This is a genomic window from Solibacillus sp. FSL W7-1436, from assembly GCF_038007305.1.
Taxonomy (GTDB): Bacteria; Bacillota; Bacilli; order Bacillales_A; family Planococcaceae; genus Solibacillus.
Genome location: NZ_JBBOWV010000001.1, coordinates 3,553,634 through 3,570,141, shown reverse-complemented (window position 1 = coordinate 3,570,141; position 16,508 = coordinate 3,553,634). Strand labels below are relative to the sequence as shown.

The following is a 16,508-nucleotide window of genomic DNA, read 5'->3' as shown; positions in this document are numbered from 1 at the left end:
GGGGGGACTAAATATGAAAATTCACAAAATAGATCATGTAGGGATTATAGTAAACGATCTTACCGCGGTTAAACAGTTTTTCATTGAATTTGGGCTGGACGTACTTGGTGAAGCGGAAGTGGACGGGAAATGGGCAGAGCGAATCATCGGTCTAACTGATGTGAAAGCAACGATTGTCCTTTTAGGAATGCCGGATGGCCAGGCAAATTTGGAGCTCGTCAAGTTCCATACAGACACAGAAATAGAAAGTATTCAGCAGTCTTCAAAAAATCATATTGCCTTTGCTGTAGATGATATTGAAACGGTCGTTGATAAGTTGAAAAAGAAAGGCGCAGAAATTATTAGTGAAATCCAAAACTACAATAATATTTATAAATTATGCTTTGTTCAGGGACCGGAAGGCATAATTTTAGAGTTAGCCGAGAAAATGGGATAAACTTTAATTGGAAGTTTTCGACGTTAATCGTACATTTTCATAGTAATTTTGGCGGGAGGAATAGAATTGGCAACGAATGCAGCTTTTCAAAGAGATATTAAAAGTTTTTGGTATCCGGAGTACAATAAAAATGGCTATCCCCATGTCCAACAAGGATTCATTCTTCACCCTGAACGGAACAAGGAATTCGATCCTTTCATTTTAATGGCAGAAGATTGGTATAAGCGCGGCGTTTTCTCTGATCATCCGCACCGCGGCTTTCAGACTGTAACATATGTTGTGGATGGCAGACTGGAACATATTGATAATGCAGGCGGTTACAGCATTTTAAATGCCGGGGATGTTCAATATATGAATGCCGGCTGGGCAGCTCGACATGCAGAAGAAGCGTTCGAGGACGACTTGATTCATACATTGCAGCTATGGCTGAACCTGCCTAAAAGTTTAAAACATACAGAAACGTCTTATCAAAATATTTTTGTCGAAGATGCACCGGTAGTTAATATCGATGGTGGATATATCCGGGTTTATTCAGGGGATATTGCAGGTGTGACAGGACCTATGCAAAGTTTAGTTCCGATTACGATGACCGAAATTACGCTTCGTGAAGGTGCTGAGTATACGCATGTTTTACCCGAAAACCATAATTCATTTCTGTTTATGCTGGCAGGAGAGATGGAATTTGGGGAAAGCAGGACAAAAATAGCGAAAACAGGAGCGGCTACGATTTCATTTAATGAAAATGGTTCTGAAGCCAATTCAAGCGAGTTAAAAATTACAGCAGCAAAACGGGCTAAAGTTTTGATTTATTCAGGTGTCCCAATTCGAGAAGAAATCGCGCTAGGGGGGCCGTTTGTAATGAATACAAGAGAAGAAATCAGAGAAGCATTCCGTGATCTGCAGCTAGGAAAATTTGGCCCACCTGCTGTAAGAAAGTAATAACTAAATAGCGGTCATTACTCTGAACCAGATGGAATTGAGCCATCTGGTTTTTTATTTATGGTAAAATTTTTAATATATGGAGAGGATTACATGGAATTATTATCATTTGCCTTTTTAGGTTTTTTGCTTTACATCGTTGTATTTTTGGCGGTAAAGCATGGAATTAATTATTCGGACCTTGGAATTTTAATTAAAAATAAATATAAGATTGAGGAATTAAAGTCTGACTTAAGTAATGAAGATATTGAAAAAGAGTTAGAAAAGAATAACAATAAGCAAAACTAAGCGAGAAATAAAGGGGGATCAGTGTGTATATTAGAAAGCTGGAGAAACACGAAAAAGTGCCAATGGAATTATTGCTGCTGGCAGACCCTTCTAAAAGTTTTGTGGAAGATTATGTAGCTAAGGGCGATTGTTTTATAGCTGAAAGTGAAGAGCAAATCATTGGCGTCTATGTCCTGTTGCCGACAAGACCGAAAACTGTGGAAATTGTCAATGTAGCAGTAGCTGAAGAGCATCAGGGGAAAGGGATCGGAAAATTATTAGTCAGTGATGCAGTTCGTGTAGCCAAAACACATGGGTATAAGACGATTGATATTGGTACGGGAAATTCAAGTATTGGGCAATTGGCGTTATATCAAAAATACGGTTTTCGAATTGTGTCAGTTGAATATAACTATTTTGTTAAGCATTACTCGGAAGAAATTTACGAGAACGGTATCCAGTGTACCGATATGATCAGGCTATCGAGAGAGTTATAGGAAGTATGATTAAAAGATTGGAGAAATCTTATGAAAATATACGATCTGGCAAGTCCTTTTTTGAATCGGTATGAACCTTCAAAAGAGTACTATGAAAATTATTTTAATAAACATCCTGAAATCTATAGTTATTACTTTGAACATCATTGCCGCAATAAAGAACTGAAACTTGAAAATGCATTAAAAACGCATCCAAATAGGATTGAGCAAATGAACTGGATTGCGGACAAATTAAAATCGCTAACACCTGAAATCACAAAGGAATACGAAAAGCGATTTCCGATAATATTTTCAAAAGATGTTTATATTTTTGTCGGTCTAGGTGGTTCGAATGCTTATACATACCGTTCCATGGATCCTCATATTGCTTTTTGTGTTGAGAAATTTGAGCCGAATGAGGCGGGTCTAAAAGTAATCATTGCACATGAATTTGGCCATGCAGTCCATCATCTTTTCACGACATATAACGGGATAGATGCAAAGGATATACAATGGTCTAATCCGTTTACCTGGCTATTGCAAGAGGGCGTAGCGACTTATCTATCCACTTTAGTAGTAAATGCAGACGAGGATATTTATTTTGCTTATCAACCGGATCGAGAATGGCTTTCATTTTGCGAAGAAAATACTAATACCTTAATCAGGGTTTTTCAGCAAGATTTAGTTCAATGTACTTCTGCAGAACTATTTAAAGAATGGTTTTCGATTAACGGTGGTGAAACTTTCGGCTATAGTCGGATTGGTTATTATATCGCTTATCTATTAGTAAAGCATTTGGTGGATGAGGAAAGTATCGAAAACGCAATGCTTTATTGGGGGCATCCTGATTTTGAAGAGAGAATGAAAACATTGTTACGCACTATTTAAAATCAACAACCAGTATGGTGCATAAAAGGAGCGAGCACGTGGGAGAGACTACAGGCTAGAGCCGTGCCCCCAGGAAAGCGTCCGCCGTAACGGAGATCAACGGCTACGAAGTTGACACAATAAGAAAGCCGTCCAAATTTTACTAATCGTAAAATTTGGACGGCTTTTGATTTTGGGCGGGTTTTGTCCCAGCTCATTTTTATTTTAACGTCGTAGTTTAAATTTACGCATACGATCGACTAAGAAACCGCCTTTGAATGATTTTGGCTCATAAGAAATGATAAATGCCTTAGGTTCAATTGACTCAACAAGGGAGAATAATTCTTTTTCCCGGTTTCGTTTAGCGAGAATCTCATATTTATAACGTTCACTGTCACGACCTTCACTGACAGATGTCGTGATGGCAAAACCGCTGTTTCTTAATGTGTCGATCAGTTCCTGATTTTTCTGTTGTGTATTGATTGTAACAGACACATAACCAATAGCCAGTTTGTTTTCTATCATTGTTCCGATCGGTATCCCAATACTAAAACCGAGTGCATATACAATCATCGCTATAAAGTTCTGATCACCACTAAAGATGATAGAAAGTGCAAATACGTTAATAAGGACTTCTAAAAACCCGAAAATTGATGCAAGAAGTCTCATATCTTTGACTAGGAAAATTGTTCGCAATGTCATTAACGGCACGTATACGAGCTGTATGACCAGAATTAGGATTATTTCCTGCATAAAATCCCCTCTTTCATTCAAAAATTTACTTTACTTTTCTACTTCTACCCTAATATGAAATTTATATTCTTATAAATTATTTGGCTAAAATCTATAAAATGTACGGTGAATCCATTACGGTTATAAAATTGAATCATGTTTTTTGGTTTGGGGAAGGGAACTTAACATAGGAAAAGTCAGGTAATATCACCACCAATTAGTAATAATTAAATGATGTTTCACACACCATTTCTAGTAAAAAACTGCTATGATGGAAGAGTCTGAGATTATTATTTGAATATTTTAGGAGTTGTGAATTTGGCGAAATTAATAAAATCTTTACTATCATTATTATTTTTTTTACTAGTCTTGAATAGCAGCTCGCTGACCACGAGCGCAAAAGGTGTGAATCCTCTCCCTTTTGAAGATGAAAAATCGGGAAGAAACAGTAATGCCTATCTATCTACATACGAATACCCTTCACTCAAAATGAAGGAAGACTTTATTAATGAAATTTCTACATATGCAATGAATGCAAATGAAAAATGGGGAATTCCAGCGAGTGCGATTATTGGAATGGCAGCTCTGGAAAGCGGCTATGGAACAACAAGAATAGCGGTGAATGCGAATAATCTTTTCGGAATAAAGGTTTGGGGATATAATCCGAAGAATGCCTGGCAGCTGAAAGGACAACCGGATGAAGATTATGAACCGGTTCCTGTACTAACAGATTACGGACAAGACCGTAAAATATACGATGAAAGTAAAAGAAGGGATAACTGGTATCGGGCTTTCAGTACCTATAAAGAAGCGGTCGATTATTTGGCAGGAAACTTACTGTTAAACGATCGTTATCGGTTCGCAAAAACAAATTATGAAGAAAGAATGAAAAGAGGATGGGGTTATGAGCGGGCATCCAAGGAATATTTGTTTGACATAGCCAATGCCGGCTATATTCATCTGGGCGGGGAATACTATCGAAATAAAGTAGGCACTATCATGGATTACCTTGATTTATATCAATTTGATGATAGAAAATTAAAAGACATAACTGGTCATTGGGCCGAACAACAGATTTTATTTTTAACTGAAAAAGGCTGGCTCTCCGGCTATCCTGATGGTACATATAAACCGAATCAACCGATTACAAGAGCTCAAACCGCTGCGATTATTAGTAACTTTTTAGCGCTGGCTGCAACAAATAAAGATATTTCCTTCAGTGATGTGGAAAAAAGCTTTTGGGCATCAGACTCCATTCGTTTAGTTGCACAACATAAAATCATCAATGGCATCGGTGATGGACGTTTTTCACCAAATACATATTTAACAAGGGCGCAAATGGCTCAGATTTTCTATAATGCCGTTTTTTACAGCCGACCTGCAAACAAAGGTGTCAATTCATTTAAAGATGTGGATCAAAACTTTTGGGCATCTCTTGCGATTGAAACGATGAAACAGGAAGGAATTATGGCGGGCTATAGCGCCAGCCGGTTTGGTCCAAATAATCCGACAACAAGAGCACATATGGCAGCTATGATTTATCGTATCCATGAAAAAGGCTTGAACAAATAATCCAGCAAACAAAAGAAGCACGCAGTTGTGCTTCTTTTTTAATCTATCTAGGGACCTTAATAAATTCATTTACCATACCGATAAAAAATTCTAATATACGTACATCATCGGTCAGTTCTGGATGAAAAGAGCAGCCTAAAAATTGACCCTCTCTAGCTAGTACAATTCGTTCTTCATATGTAGCAAGTATTTCGACATGTTCACCGACCGATACAATATGCGGAGCTCGAATAAAAACGGCAGTTATTTCATCACCAATTGATGGAATAGATAACGGTGCTTCAAAGCTGTCTACTTGTCGGCCGAAAGAATTTCTTTCTACTTCCACATCCATTAAACCGAGGTGAGGGGTAGCGGAATCCTTAATTTTTTTGGCCAATAGTATAAGACCGGCACATGTCCCGAACATTGGGATGCCTTGTTGTGCCAATTCTTGTATAGGCTCTAACAAGTCATTTCGTTCTAACATTTTACCGATTGTCGTACTTTCTCCACCAGGCAAAATAAGACCGTCAATACCGCGTAAATCACCGCTTGTTTTTACTGCAACAGCATCATGACCAAGAAGTGTGATTTGCTGAATATGCTCCTTTACTGCACCTTGTAATGCAAGTACTCCTATTTTTGCCATATTACCAGCCACGCTCCTGCATCCGTTCATTAACACTCAGTGTAGCTATTTCAATTCCTTTCATCGGTGTTCCAAGTTCCTTCGAAATTTCAGCAATCAGTTTGTAGTCTGTGTAATGTGTTGTGGCTTCCACGATGGCACGCGCAAATTTTTCGGGATTCTCTGATTTGAAAATACCGGAGCCAACAAATACACCATCTGCACCAAGCTCCATCATTAACGCGGCATCAGCCGGAGTTGCCACACCACCTGCGGCAAAATTCACAACAGGCAAACGTCCTAAACGTTTAATTTCCAATAGTAATTCAAATGGGGCACCTAAAATTTTGGCTTCGGTCATTAATTCATCCACATTCATTCCGACAACACGGCGAACCTGAGCGTTAACTTTTCTGAGGTGACGAACGGCTTCCACGATGTTGCCTGTACCTGGTTCACCTTTCGTACGGAGCATAGAAGCCCCTTCACCAATACGTCGAGCTGCTTCTCCTAAGTCACGGCAGCCACAAACAAAGGGCACTGTATAATCACTCTTAAGTAAATGGAATTCTTCATCAGCCGGTGTTAAAACTTCACTTTCATCGATATAATCCACACCCATTGACTCTAATACACGTGCTTCTACAATGTGACCAATTCGTGCTTTTGCCATAACAGGAATCGTTACGGCATTCATCACTTCCTCCACAATCCGCGGATCAGCCATACGGGCAACACCGCCAGCTTTCCGAATATCGGAAGGCACACGTTCCAGCGCCATCACTGCCACTGCACCTGTAGCTTCCGCAATTTTTGCTTGTTCCGCGTTAATGACATCCATAATAACGCCCCCCTTTTGCATTTCTGCCATTCCTCGTTTTACTCGATCTGTTCCAACTTGTACCATGTAAATAACCTCCATTCCTGTAATAACTCTTAGTATAATGAAAATTGACCATGTTAAAATAGTCAATTTTAAATAAAATTATAAGGTCAGTTACGGTGATACATCAAAACATAAACCTAAAATAATCTGATAGTTCTGTTATAATGATTGCTGAAAAGGTTTCTACTTACAGGATAAGGAGGATACTAATATGATAAATAATTTAGATTTAAAACACTTACAACGTTGTGTAGAATTAGCAAAAACTGCCTTAGAGAAAGGTGACGAGCCATTTGGATCAATTCTTGTTTCCGCTGAGGGAGAAGTGCTTTTTGAGGATCATAATCATGTGGCAGGCGGTGACCATACACAGCATCCTGAGTTTGCGATAGCGCGATGGGCAGCAAATAATATGGAACCTGAAGAAAGAATCAATGCGACAGTATATACTTCCGGGGAACATTGTCCGATGTGCGCCGCTGCTCATGGTTGGGTAGGTTTAGGGCGGATTGTTTATGCAAGTTCATCTAAACAGTTGGCAAAGTGGCTAGCAGAATTCGGCCAAGCTCCTTCCCGTGTACGCAATCTGTCCATTCAAGAAGTTATTAATGATGCAATTATAGATGGTCCTGTTCCTGAACTAGCGGAGGAAGTCCATCAACTTCATCGTCAGTTTCACGAAATAAGATGATGAATAAAATATGTAGATGGTTGATATGAAGCCAAGCGAGCGCGATTCTGTTTTAAGAATCGGCGCTTGTTTTTATTTTGAAGTTGAAATTGGAAGAAATAACTTTTTGGTGACTTGCAATTTGATAATATGTAAAGTAAACTTTACTTTAAGTAAAACTTACTTTACATATTAGGAGGATTTATTATTAAAAACAATATTAAGGTTTTACGGGCTCAGCGCAGTATGACACAAGACCAGTTGGCAGAAAAACTTTCTGTCTCTAGACAAACTATTATTTCGCTGGAAAAAGAAAAATATAATCCGTCGATAATTTTAGCATTTAAATTGGCAGAAATTTTTAATTGTAAGATTGAAGATATATTTATTTATGAGGGGGAAATTGAATGAAAGAAGCTCGGAAAAATCAACTGGGGTATTTATTTTTAGCTATTATTATAATTCCATTAAGTATATATATTAATTACCCATATATTGCAAATGGCGATTTTCCAGTAGGCATGATGACCTTTTTCTTGGGAACTAGTTCATTAATGATGGCCTATTTATCGCCACATTTGTTTCCGAAAGATGAGCGTACAAAAGAAATTATAGGTAAAAGTATGACAGCTAACTATTTTACGCTGTTTGCAACTATCACACTGCTATTTATTACATTAGCTAAAACTCTAACTGCATCAGAAGTTTTAACGATTTTATTTTGTATTATGGTTACCTCAATTCCTCTAACGATGATTTTTTATTCGAAACGGATTTAATGAATCTTTACATATGTGAAAATTAACAGACGTAGTTTAATAAAAAGAACGCGTTATTTTTTTAGGACCTACATAAATCTATGTGAAATATAAAAAAGGGGTAAGGAATGAAACAAAATCATAAAGCGGTGAAAATATATTTTGAACGTCATCTATTAATTGCAGTCTTAGTATTGGCAGGCTGTTCATCTATTCAAAATGTCATAACAGAAGATGAAGCAGAACTATTGGTCTTAGATAATCACTATAACCATAATGGTAAAACTGAAATAATATCTGTTAAATTAAAAAATAATAAATACTACATTGAGTGGGAAATAAAAGGAAACTGTGAACGTGGGGTAGACAGCGTAAATCAAAATGGTGAAATTGAGGTGATCGAAGCCAGTATCTGCTAGTATGAGCGCAATTCTGTACAGGGGTCTGCGCTTATTTTTGTTAATTTCTACTTTTCTTCGGACAAGTTTATAAATGATTTTGGATATCTTTACATATCATCATTGTATTTGTATTAGTTTTTTTAATAATGTCAATTCTGTTATAGAAGAGGTGAAGAATATGGAGAGAGTGGCGCACTACTTTTGGGCGGTTCGGATTCCGGATGAGGTAAAACAAACCATTTATGAGGAACTGACACGAATTAAACCAATATTCCAGTTTAAGCGATGGGTGGATTTAAATGATTATCATATAACGCTTGCATTCCTTGGTACTGTAAAACCAAAGCAACTAACATCCGTTATTGAATCGGTTGGGGATGCCATAGAGAATCAAAAAACTTTTAAATTAGATATCAAAGGATTGGGTGTGTTTGGAGCTCAAAAATCACCTCGTATATTTTGGGGGGCAGTGAGTGAATCAGATGCTTTATATAAAATTCAGGAAATTGTTCATCAAACTTGTCTAGATGAAGGTTTTAAGTTAGAAACACGCCCTTATCATCCGCATATTACATTGGCCCGAAAATGGGGAGCTAATGAAGATTTCATAGTGGACAACTTAGCCACACAAAACCCATTTAAAGAAAAGCCTTTATCTTTTGAAGTAAATGAAATCGTCCTATATAAATCAAATGTGGAAAATACACCGAAATATGAACCAGTTGTGTCGTTTTCATTAGTATGATGTTCTTCAATTCCATAGTGTATAGGTGCGCGGGTGCGATTCTTTAATAAGAATCAGCGCCCGTTTTTAATTATTGAATTTATGGTGAAGTAAAGTTGCCGGGGATTCAATCATCAATCTGAAACTTTCTTCCATTTTATCCGTATAATTTAAATATCATAGTAAGGGGGGATTTCATGTATGACATGCCAGGAAGTGGGGATTGGTTATTCAACTTCGGACCAATATTTATCGCACTTATTTTTATTATCATATTTATCTCAATAATTGGGGGTCTATTCAGTGGATTCAAGCAATGGAAGAAAAATGAGAACTCACCCCGCCTAACAATTCCAGCCATCGTAAAAGGTAAACGAACAAATGTAACGAGAAATACCCATCACCATCATGATAATAATCACCACTCGCACAGTACATCTACAAAGTACTTTATTACATTTGAGTTCGAGAGTGGTGACCGATCAGAGTTTCATGTTTCAGGGAAGGAGTACGGTATGCTTGCAGAAGGGGATATTGGCAAGTTAACTTTCCAAGGAACAAGATATCTTGATTTTACTCGAGTATAGCACCCGTAATTTCACTAGGCCTAACAATATAAAGACAGCGCGATTCTGTATTGGAATCAGCGCTTTTTTGATACTTTAGTTTATTTAATCGAATACACCAAAGTTAATATAAATAAATTACTATATTTCGAATAGCTTTCAATATACTTTAAAAATTTTTAATAAAGAAATCCACAACCGTATCAAAAGCCTTAACTATTTTATTTAGGATTTTTTCACCCCTATTATAAGCAATGTTGTAAATAGTGGAACTGTCTGATGTAATAATTAAATCTTCAAAAACTGCATCATAAATTCCATCTGCGTATTGTTCGTAAGTAGGTTTTTTTTCAACGTATAAGGAACCTAGTGCAATATTATTTGAAGTATGAGTTGAATCAAAATTGATTGTTTTATTAATGACACTGTTATCAACAAGAATATGAAGTTGATTTTTTTCCAGAGTTATATTTAATTGTCGATTTCCAGGTATCATTCGGGGATATTCACTTTCAATCTTTTGTGTTCCTGTCTGAGTGTCCATATAGGAATATATGGTTGCTTTGTTAAAGGCATAATCTTCTCCATCCCAAATTACATCATCAAGATTATATTGAGCAAGCTGTTTTTCCTCCTGATTATTTAACTTTTCAATGAGGACCAGTTTGTTGTTGTGTAACGAAAGTTTCAAATAAGTGTTATTTGTTTTGTCGTAACGCATATAAATATTCTGTTCACCTATTACATTACCTTTAAGCGTAACACTTAAATCATAATTTCTAGGTAGATCTTTTTTTATTAAGATTAATCCTTCTTCAGATGGTAGTGAAGTTAAAATAATTTGATTCCTGGAAAATTCTACCGCACCAAGAGCAAGTTTCCAATCCTTTGCTTTTTCTTTTTCGCCAATCTCAAATTCTATTGGTTGTTGCATGTCTTTTTGAATTCTCATTAATAAATGATTTATCGACCAATAGGGAGATACTTGCAATCTAGATAAATTATAAAGATCGGTTTCTTTTCCATTATAAGCATCGCCCTCTAAATTAAAGTGCATTTGAAAAGTAGCGCGAATTTCCCGGTCATTTACTTCTTCAACTAAATTATTCATATCTTGATATAAAGAATTCGCGTGCATAATTGCATATGCTCTCGGAGTGAAACCTAATGTGGATTGGTAGATTTCATTCATGATTGAATATTCATTCCTAATCCTTTTTTCCATCTTATTTCGATTTTCATATGGGATCATAAATTCATCCCGTATAAAATCCATTAAATAGTGATTATAGTATTCTAGTTTGGTTTTCTCAGGTATTTCGTTTTCATCGATAATCCCTAATGGGTTTCCATTCGAATCAAATACATTAATATAAGTTAATCGATGCCCATTTGAACCTATTTCCCAATAACCACTGGATTCTAATTTAGATAAATCTTTTGGTTGTAAAAACTTTTTATCGTTCACACCCATTTTATTCGAGTACGTAAACATCGTTGCTTTGTAATTCAATTTCTCCAATATATTTTGAGAAAAGATAGCTGAATCTGTACGTCCATCTTCGAAAGAAAGATATAAGGATTTTTCGGGTAATTGCCTTCCCTTATTATAATAGTTAATAATATCTTGTTGACTTAATGTAATAAAACCTTGTTTATGCAAAGTAGTAAGTTGTTTTTCCAGATTTCCTTTTGAAATGTATTTTGATGAACCGGTTCGATCAATTCCAAAATACGAGAGAGCGATAAAACCATTATCTTCACTTGAACTCCAATTTATTTCTTCGTATTTCTTAAAGAGAAACAATTCCTTTACAACAATTATAAATAAGAATATGAGGAGAATTACCTGTATAACTGAACGAATAATTTTTCTTGTTTCTTTTTTTTGATCATCGAGCAGAGGACGGAATATATTTTTACTCATTTTCTCTAACCTCATTATTTTATTAAATTAACTTATGAAGATTTTTTAGATTGTCTTTTCTTTTTCCTTTCATGTGCCTTAATATCCTGAGGAGTATCACGAGTACCCCATTCAGATTTCCAGAAAGTAAACCAGGCAATTGGCATTTGCCACAATAAAATACATTCATAGAAAAGAACAAATATAAATCCATAGGTCCAAAGATTACTACCGCGGAATAATAAATGAGTAAAACTCAATAACATAGCCATTAGAAGTAGACCCATTAAAAATGTTGCAGGGAAAATATGAAGAAAGATGGGGACATATAGAAGATTATAAAAAACCACAATGGGCGCAGCAATAGGTACTATTAATCCTGCCAAGAAAAAGAGGGACATTAAGGGTTCCTTCTTCCATATAAATCCTGTAGCGCGCAATGATTCACGGAGCCATGAGCGTTTCCAACGCATTTGCTGTTTTAAAAATATTCTTGTGTTTGAAGGAACAATTGTTGAACAAATAGCATTATCTTGATAACCAGTTCGATGTGTTTTTAAAATGAAATTGGTCATACTCCGGTCGTCACCAAATGTAGCTGGTTGGCCTAAAAATTTCTGAGTAATCCAAGCTTGTGAATTTTCTAGAACGAGATCTTTTCGGTAGCAAGATAAGGGACCTGATAAACAAGTCACACTATCAAAGATAGACTCCGCTGCTTTCATAATTCGAAATGCAATATAGTAACGTACAGCCTGTAATTTGGTTAATGTATTAGTAAATTTATTTTCAACTTCTGTTCGCCCGGAAATTCCACCTATTTTTGGATCTCGGAAAGGTTGCACAATGTTGCGAATTGCGGTTGGTTCTAAAAAACTGTCAGAATCCACAAAAACTACTAAATCAAATTTGGCCATTTTTACGCCGGTGATCAAAGCTATACGTTTACCGCAATTTTTAGATAGTACATGATACTTCAGTCTATTCTTTGTATGAAACTGTTCGCCTTCTAAATAGATTTTATGTACCATTTTTTTTATATTTTCTACAGTTTTATCGGTAGAGTGATCATCAATAACGATGACTTCCAGTTTATCTATCGGATAGTCCTGATTAATAGCAGTTAAGATTGTACGATGAATCCATTCTTCTTCATTGAATACAGGGATTATGATGGAAACTCCAGGTTCAAAATGAGGATTAATTTTAACGTTTCGATAGAATATACTGAAAAAATATCGACTTAATAAAAGTGATGCTGCAATAATGCTGTAAAGGTAAAGGGTTTTATTAAATTGAAAATAAATAACACTTTCTGCACGCATCAACAAAACCACAAAGAATATAAATAATAATAGAATACTTGCAATAAATGTTGCTAATCTCCACCGCCTTATCTTCAAATAAGAATCTAATGGTTTAAGGAATTGAAGAGCAAAATAATAGGAAATGCCTTGATAATTTTCTTCTGTATAAACACGTATGATTTTTGCTTTTATATTGATTTTCGATTCAAACCCCTCAGGCATTGTACCTTCCGGAATTTTAAATCTTATCGTTACATCCTCACCAATTTGCAAGTTTTGAGATTCATTTGATTTAATCAATATACCGGTGATTGAAATATTTTCACTGCGAAATATTACCTTAGTAGGTTTGTCATGATTATCCTTAATCAGGAGTACATCGAATTCACTTCTGAAACGTTTTCGGAGTAGTTGGTATTTCTGTTTGTGGTTAGAATCTAATGGATTGAAGTTGTTTGGAAGGTGGGGTAGGCCTCTTTGTTCAATGTTAGTATGTAAACCATTTGGAATTTGTAAATTAGATAGTATATGACGGTCTTCTACAGGTTCCATTAATTTTTCTTTTACTTTCTTCACGTAGGTCTTCTCCTTTACTGATCTATACCATTCAGCTCAATCCATTCAGACAGTTTGATGAATGTATAACCTTCTGATTGTAATTTTTCAATAATTAAGGGTAAAGCCTCTACGGTTTTTGTATTGTCTAGAATATGCATATTAATGACACTACCAGGATTTGTTCTTTCGGTAACACGTCTATAGATATCAAATTCATTAAAGGAAAGATCCCAGTCATAAGAAGCCACATCATAAAGTACAATTGTTTGAATTCCCATCGAAGTGATTACTTTTGCAGATTCCTCATCTATGACACCCTTTGGAGGTCTGAAATACGGTAATGGTTCTTGCTGTATAGCTTCGGTTATTACTTTATGGGCCCTTAAAATATCTTGTTGTAAATCATTCGGTGACAATGCTGTAACTTCTAAGTGGTTATAGGAATGGTTTGCGATTTCATGACCTCGTTCAATAATTAATTTCGCTAAATTGGGATTTTTCTCGACGCCTTTTCCAATTAAGAAGAACGTTGATTTAATATTATAGTTATCTAAAACATCCAGCACTTTAGTAATTTGAATATCGCTAGCCCAATCATCAAAGGTAAGAGCCACTTCTTTCTTTGAATCAGTATTGCTTAAAAAAATATCTGGTTTAGCATTTACGAAATTAGAGTTGAACTGAATTGGATGAAGAATTTCAATTTTCTCTAGCGGAAGTTTAGTATAACTGTTGTTCAATACTTCGGATATAGTTGTAAGAGTCAATCTATTTTCTTTTGCGATTTTATTGATTTCTTCCAATGAATTAATTATTTCTTCATTTAAATATGAGTTTAAATGAATAATCGCTCCGCGTGATATTAGCTTATCTAAATCCGTCGTATTAACCTGTTCGTTATTGTTTGTAAGGTTAATAGAGTAGCTTACGACTGCACTCATCCCAAGTTGTGAAGTTACAAGACGCATCTTATCTGTGTAATCACCTGAACGACTTCTAACAAGAGTAGGTTTTATTCCTAACTCCTTCTCTAAAATTTGATTTGATAATTCAATTTCAACATATGTTTGTTCATAGTTTTTATCTGACATTAACTCATAATTCAGTGTATTATTTTGAATTTCATGACCGCGTTGTTTTATTTCTAAAGCGAGTTCAGGTTCTTCTGCCACTCTCATGCCTGGAAGGAAGAAGGTAGCATTTATTTTTAAACGATCTAATTCATCCAATAAACGAAGAGTAGACTCTTTATCCGCTAAACCATTAAAAGAAAGCGCCACAACAGGTTGAGTAGTTGCTACTTGTTTTAGAATAGGGCTCATTTGACTGTTATGTTCTTTTATTTCTAGTTTGTATGGGGAATTTATTGTATAACTATCAATCGCTTGTTTGGTTGTACAAGCGCTTAATAGTACTAGAAAAATCAACAAAATACTAAGAGAAAATAATTTATAAGTCATATCGAACTCCTTTTAATTATTACAGTCGATAATAACGTGCATTTGTAAAAGGGTAGTCCGTATTCCTAGTATCAAAAATGCATTTTGCATGCTTATCAATCATTTGATAATCAATATTGTCATGGTTGGTTAAGATTAATACACAATCGGATGAGGATATTAATAGTTCAGTAAGCGGAACGGTATTATAAGTTTGATGTGAAAAGCTGAACGTACATATATTAGGATCAACGACGCTCCAATGATAATGTAATTTATTAATGTCAGTAAGAATAGATAAAGTAGGTGATTCACGGTAATCATCAATATTTTTTTTGTAAGCTAATCCAATAACCGTAATATGCGGCGGTTTAATTCGTTGCTGACCGTCTTCTAGATAGTGATTCAAGCGGTCTACAATATATTTCGGCATTCGATTATTTATTTCATCGGCACATTGAATTAATGGCATATCTATGGAAACTTGTTTTGCTTTCCATACTAAATATTTAGGATCAATTGGTATGCAGTGTCCTCCAACACCGGGTCCGGGATAAAAAGCCATATATCCATACGGTTTTGTTGCTGCTGCATCAATAACTTCCCATACATTAATGTTTAATTTATGGCAAAGCATTGTTAGTTCATTTACTAGGGCTATGTTTACATTCCGGAATGTGTTTTCTAAAAGTTTTTCCATTTCTGCAACTGCTGGGCTAGAAACACTATATACTTCACTTTCTAATACTTGTTTATAAAAAGATTTGGCTAATTCTGTACAATTTTGTGTGACGCCTCCGACAATCCTCGGTGTGTTAAAGGTTTTATACTGTGGATTACCAGGGTCAATTCGCTCAGGAGAAAAAGCGATGAAGCATGACACTCCAATTTTAAAGTTTGCTTTATCTAAAATGGGTAGCAGCACTTCTTGAGTAGTTCCTGGATAGGTCGTACTCTCTAATATTACTAAACAATTTTCTGAAGCATGCTCTGCAATAGCAGTGATCGCCTGCAAAACATAAATTAAATCTGGATTTCCACTTTTGTCTGTCGGAGTTGGTACACAAATGATAATAATGTCAGCTACTTGTAATAGATGAAAATCATCCGTTGCAACAAAATACTTATTATGAATACTCGTTAGAAATTGTTCTGCATTAACATCCTGTATGTAACAGACTTTATTTTCGATCGCTTTAAGTTTATTTAAATCCTTTTCAAATCCTATTACTTTAAATTTGTTATTTGCAATTTGCATTGCTAGGGGTAACCCGACATAGCCTAGGCCAATAACTCCGATGGTTGCCGTATTCCATTTTATTTTTTTAAGCAATAATTCATATGCTTCAGTTAAGGAATGCATCTATAACCCTTCTTTTTTTAGAATTTAGTAA

At 35.6% G+C, this 16,508-nt stretch carries 19 protein-coding genes; 12 read left to right on the top strand and 7 right to left on the bottom strand.

Translation table 11 applies throughout. From position 1 onward, the window contains the following. The first annotated feature begins 13 nt into the window (after positions 1-13). The 5 genes from MKX73_RS17670 (at position 14) to MKX73_RS17650 (ending at position 3,006) form a co-directional block, all read left to right on the top strand. Positions 14-436: a VOC family protein gene (locus MKX73_RS17670; protein ID WP_340718585.1), complete on the top strand. Its 423-nt coding sequence runs from the start codon at positions 14-16 to the stop codon at positions 434-436. A 66-nt stretch (positions 437-502) separates the two neighbouring features. Further along, positions 503-1,375, top strand: a complete 873-nt coding sequence (locus MKX73_RS17665) for a pirin family protein (RefSeq protein WP_340718584.1) — start codon at positions 503-505, stop codon at positions 1,373-1,375. A gap of 93 nt (positions 1,376-1,468) precedes the next feature. Next, positions 1,469-1,663: a hypothetical protein gene (locus MKX73_RS17660; RefSeq protein ID WP_340718583.1), complete on the top strand. Its 195-nt coding sequence runs from the start codon at positions 1,469-1,471 to the stop codon at positions 1,661-1,663. Positions 1,664-1,686: 23 nt separating this feature from the next. Then, complete coding sequence (locus MKX73_RS17655) at positions 1,687-2,139, top strand: GNAT family N-acetyltransferase (protein ID WP_340718582.1); 453 nt, start codon at positions 1,687-1,689, stop codon at positions 2,137-2,139. 30 nt (positions 2,140-2,169) lie between these two features. Further along, on the top strand, positions 2,170-3,006 hold the full coding sequence (locus MKX73_RS17650) for a hypothetical protein (RefSeq protein ID WP_340718581.1): 837 nt from the start codon (positions 2,170-2,172) through the stop codon (positions 3,004-3,006). Positions 3,007-3,210: 204 nt separating this feature from the next. On the opposite strand, the gene MKX73_RS17645 is transcribed toward MKX73_RS17650, so the two are convergent. Then, the gene (locus tag MKX73_RS17645) at positions 3,211-3,738 is read right to left on the bottom strand and encodes a DUF2179 domain-containing protein (RefSeq protein ID WP_340718580.1); all 528 of its coding nucleotides are present in this window, start codon (positions 3,736-3,738) and stop codon (positions 3,211-3,213) included. Between the two features lie 297 nt (positions 3,739-4,035). On the opposite strand from MKX73_RS17645, the gene MKX73_RS17640 reads away from it, so the two are divergent. Continuing rightward, the gene (locus tag MKX73_RS17640; RefSeq protein ID WP_340718579.1) at positions 4,036-5,289 is read left to right on the top strand and encodes an S-layer homology domain-containing protein; all 1,254 of its coding nucleotides are present in this window, start codon (positions 4,036-4,038) and stop codon (positions 5,287-5,289) included. 43 nt (positions 5,290-5,332) lie between these two features. Here MKX73_RS17640 and pdxT read toward each other — a convergent pair whose 3' ends face one another. Both pdxT and pdxS read right to left on the bottom strand, forming a co-directional pair. Next, on the bottom strand, positions 5,333-5,920 hold the full coding sequence (gene pdxT / locus MKX73_RS17635; RefSeq protein ID WP_340718578.1) for a pyridoxal 5'-phosphate synthase glutaminase subunit PdxT: 588 nt from the start codon (positions 5,918-5,920) through the stop codon (positions 5,333-5,335). Between the two features lies 1 nt (position 5,921). Further along, entirely contained in the window at positions 5,922-6,806 is an 885-nt protein-coding gene (gene pdxS / locus MKX73_RS17630) for a pyridoxal 5'-phosphate synthase lyase subunit PdxS (protein WP_340718577.1), read from the bottom strand. A gap of 190 nt (positions 6,807-6,996) precedes the next feature. Here pdxS and MKX73_RS17625 point away from each other — a divergent pair, with 190 nt between their 5' ends. The 6 genes from MKX73_RS17625 to MKX73_RS17600 all read left to right on the top strand — a co-directional run bounded on the left by MKX73_RS17625 (position 6,997) and on the right by MKX73_RS17600 (position 9,925). Then, positions 6,997-7,476: a nucleoside deaminase gene (locus MKX73_RS17625; protein ID WP_340718576.1), complete on the top strand. Its 480-nt coding sequence runs from the start codon at positions 6,997-6,999 to the stop codon at positions 7,474-7,476. Between the two features lie 168 nt (positions 7,477-7,644). Continuing rightward, positions 7,645-7,866: a helix-turn-helix transcriptional regulator gene (locus MKX73_RS17620; RefSeq protein ID WP_340718934.1), complete on the top strand. Its 222-nt coding sequence runs from the start codon at positions 7,645-7,647 to the stop codon at positions 7,864-7,866. Then, a complete protein-coding gene (locus MKX73_RS17615; RefSeq protein ID WP_340718575.1) occupies positions 7,863-8,234 on the top strand; it encodes a hypothetical protein in 372 nt (123 codons plus the stop codon). Before MKX73_RS17620 ends, MKX73_RS17615 begins: the two co-directional genes overlap by 4 nt. Before the next feature lie 107 nt (positions 8,235-8,341). Further along, positions 8,342-8,632, top strand: coding sequence for a hypothetical protein (locus tag MKX73_RS17610; protein ID WP_340718574.1), 291 nt, complete (start codon positions 8,342-8,344; stop codon positions 8,630-8,632). Positions 8,633-8,792: 160 nt separating this feature from the next. Beyond that, a complete protein-coding gene (gene thpR, locus MKX73_RS17605; protein WP_340718573.1) occupies positions 8,793-9,359 on the top strand; it encodes an RNA 2',3'-cyclic phosphodiesterase in 567 nt (188 codons plus the stop codon). Positions 9,360-9,535: 176 nt separating this feature from the next. Continuing rightward, on the top strand, positions 9,536-9,925 hold the full coding sequence (locus MKX73_RS17600; protein WP_340718572.1) for a DUF2500 domain-containing protein: 390 nt from the start codon (positions 9,536-9,538) through the stop codon (positions 9,923-9,925). A gap of 148 nt (positions 9,926-10,073) precedes the next feature. Here the strand turns inward: MKX73_RS17600 and MKX73_RS17595 are convergent, their stop codons facing one another. From MKX73_RS17595 to MKX73_RS17580, 4 genes are read right to left on the bottom strand one after another with little or no spacing between them, the layout of a single operon-like run. Then, positions 10,074-11,831, bottom strand: a complete 1,758-nt coding sequence (locus tag MKX73_RS17595; RefSeq protein WP_340718571.1) for a polysaccharide deacetylase family protein — start codon at positions 11,829-11,831, stop codon at positions 10,074-10,076. Between the two features lie 32 nt (positions 11,832-11,863). Continuing rightward, the gene (locus MKX73_RS17590) at positions 11,864-13,669 is read right to left on the bottom strand and encodes a glycosyltransferase (protein ID WP_340718933.1); all 1,806 of its coding nucleotides are present in this window, start codon (positions 13,667-13,669) and stop codon (positions 11,864-11,866) included. A 38-nt stretch (positions 13,670-13,707) separates the two neighbouring features. Then, entirely contained in the window at positions 13,708-15,135 is a 1,428-nt protein-coding gene (locus MKX73_RS17585; RefSeq protein WP_340718570.1) for a polysaccharide deacetylase family protein, read from the bottom strand. A gap of 19 nt (positions 15,136-15,154) precedes the next feature. After that, complete coding sequence (locus tag MKX73_RS17580) at positions 15,155-16,477, bottom strand: nucleotide sugar dehydrogenase (protein WP_340718569.1); 1,323 nt, start codon at positions 16,475-16,477, stop codon at positions 15,155-15,157. Positions 16,478-16,508 lie beyond the last annotated feature (31 nt).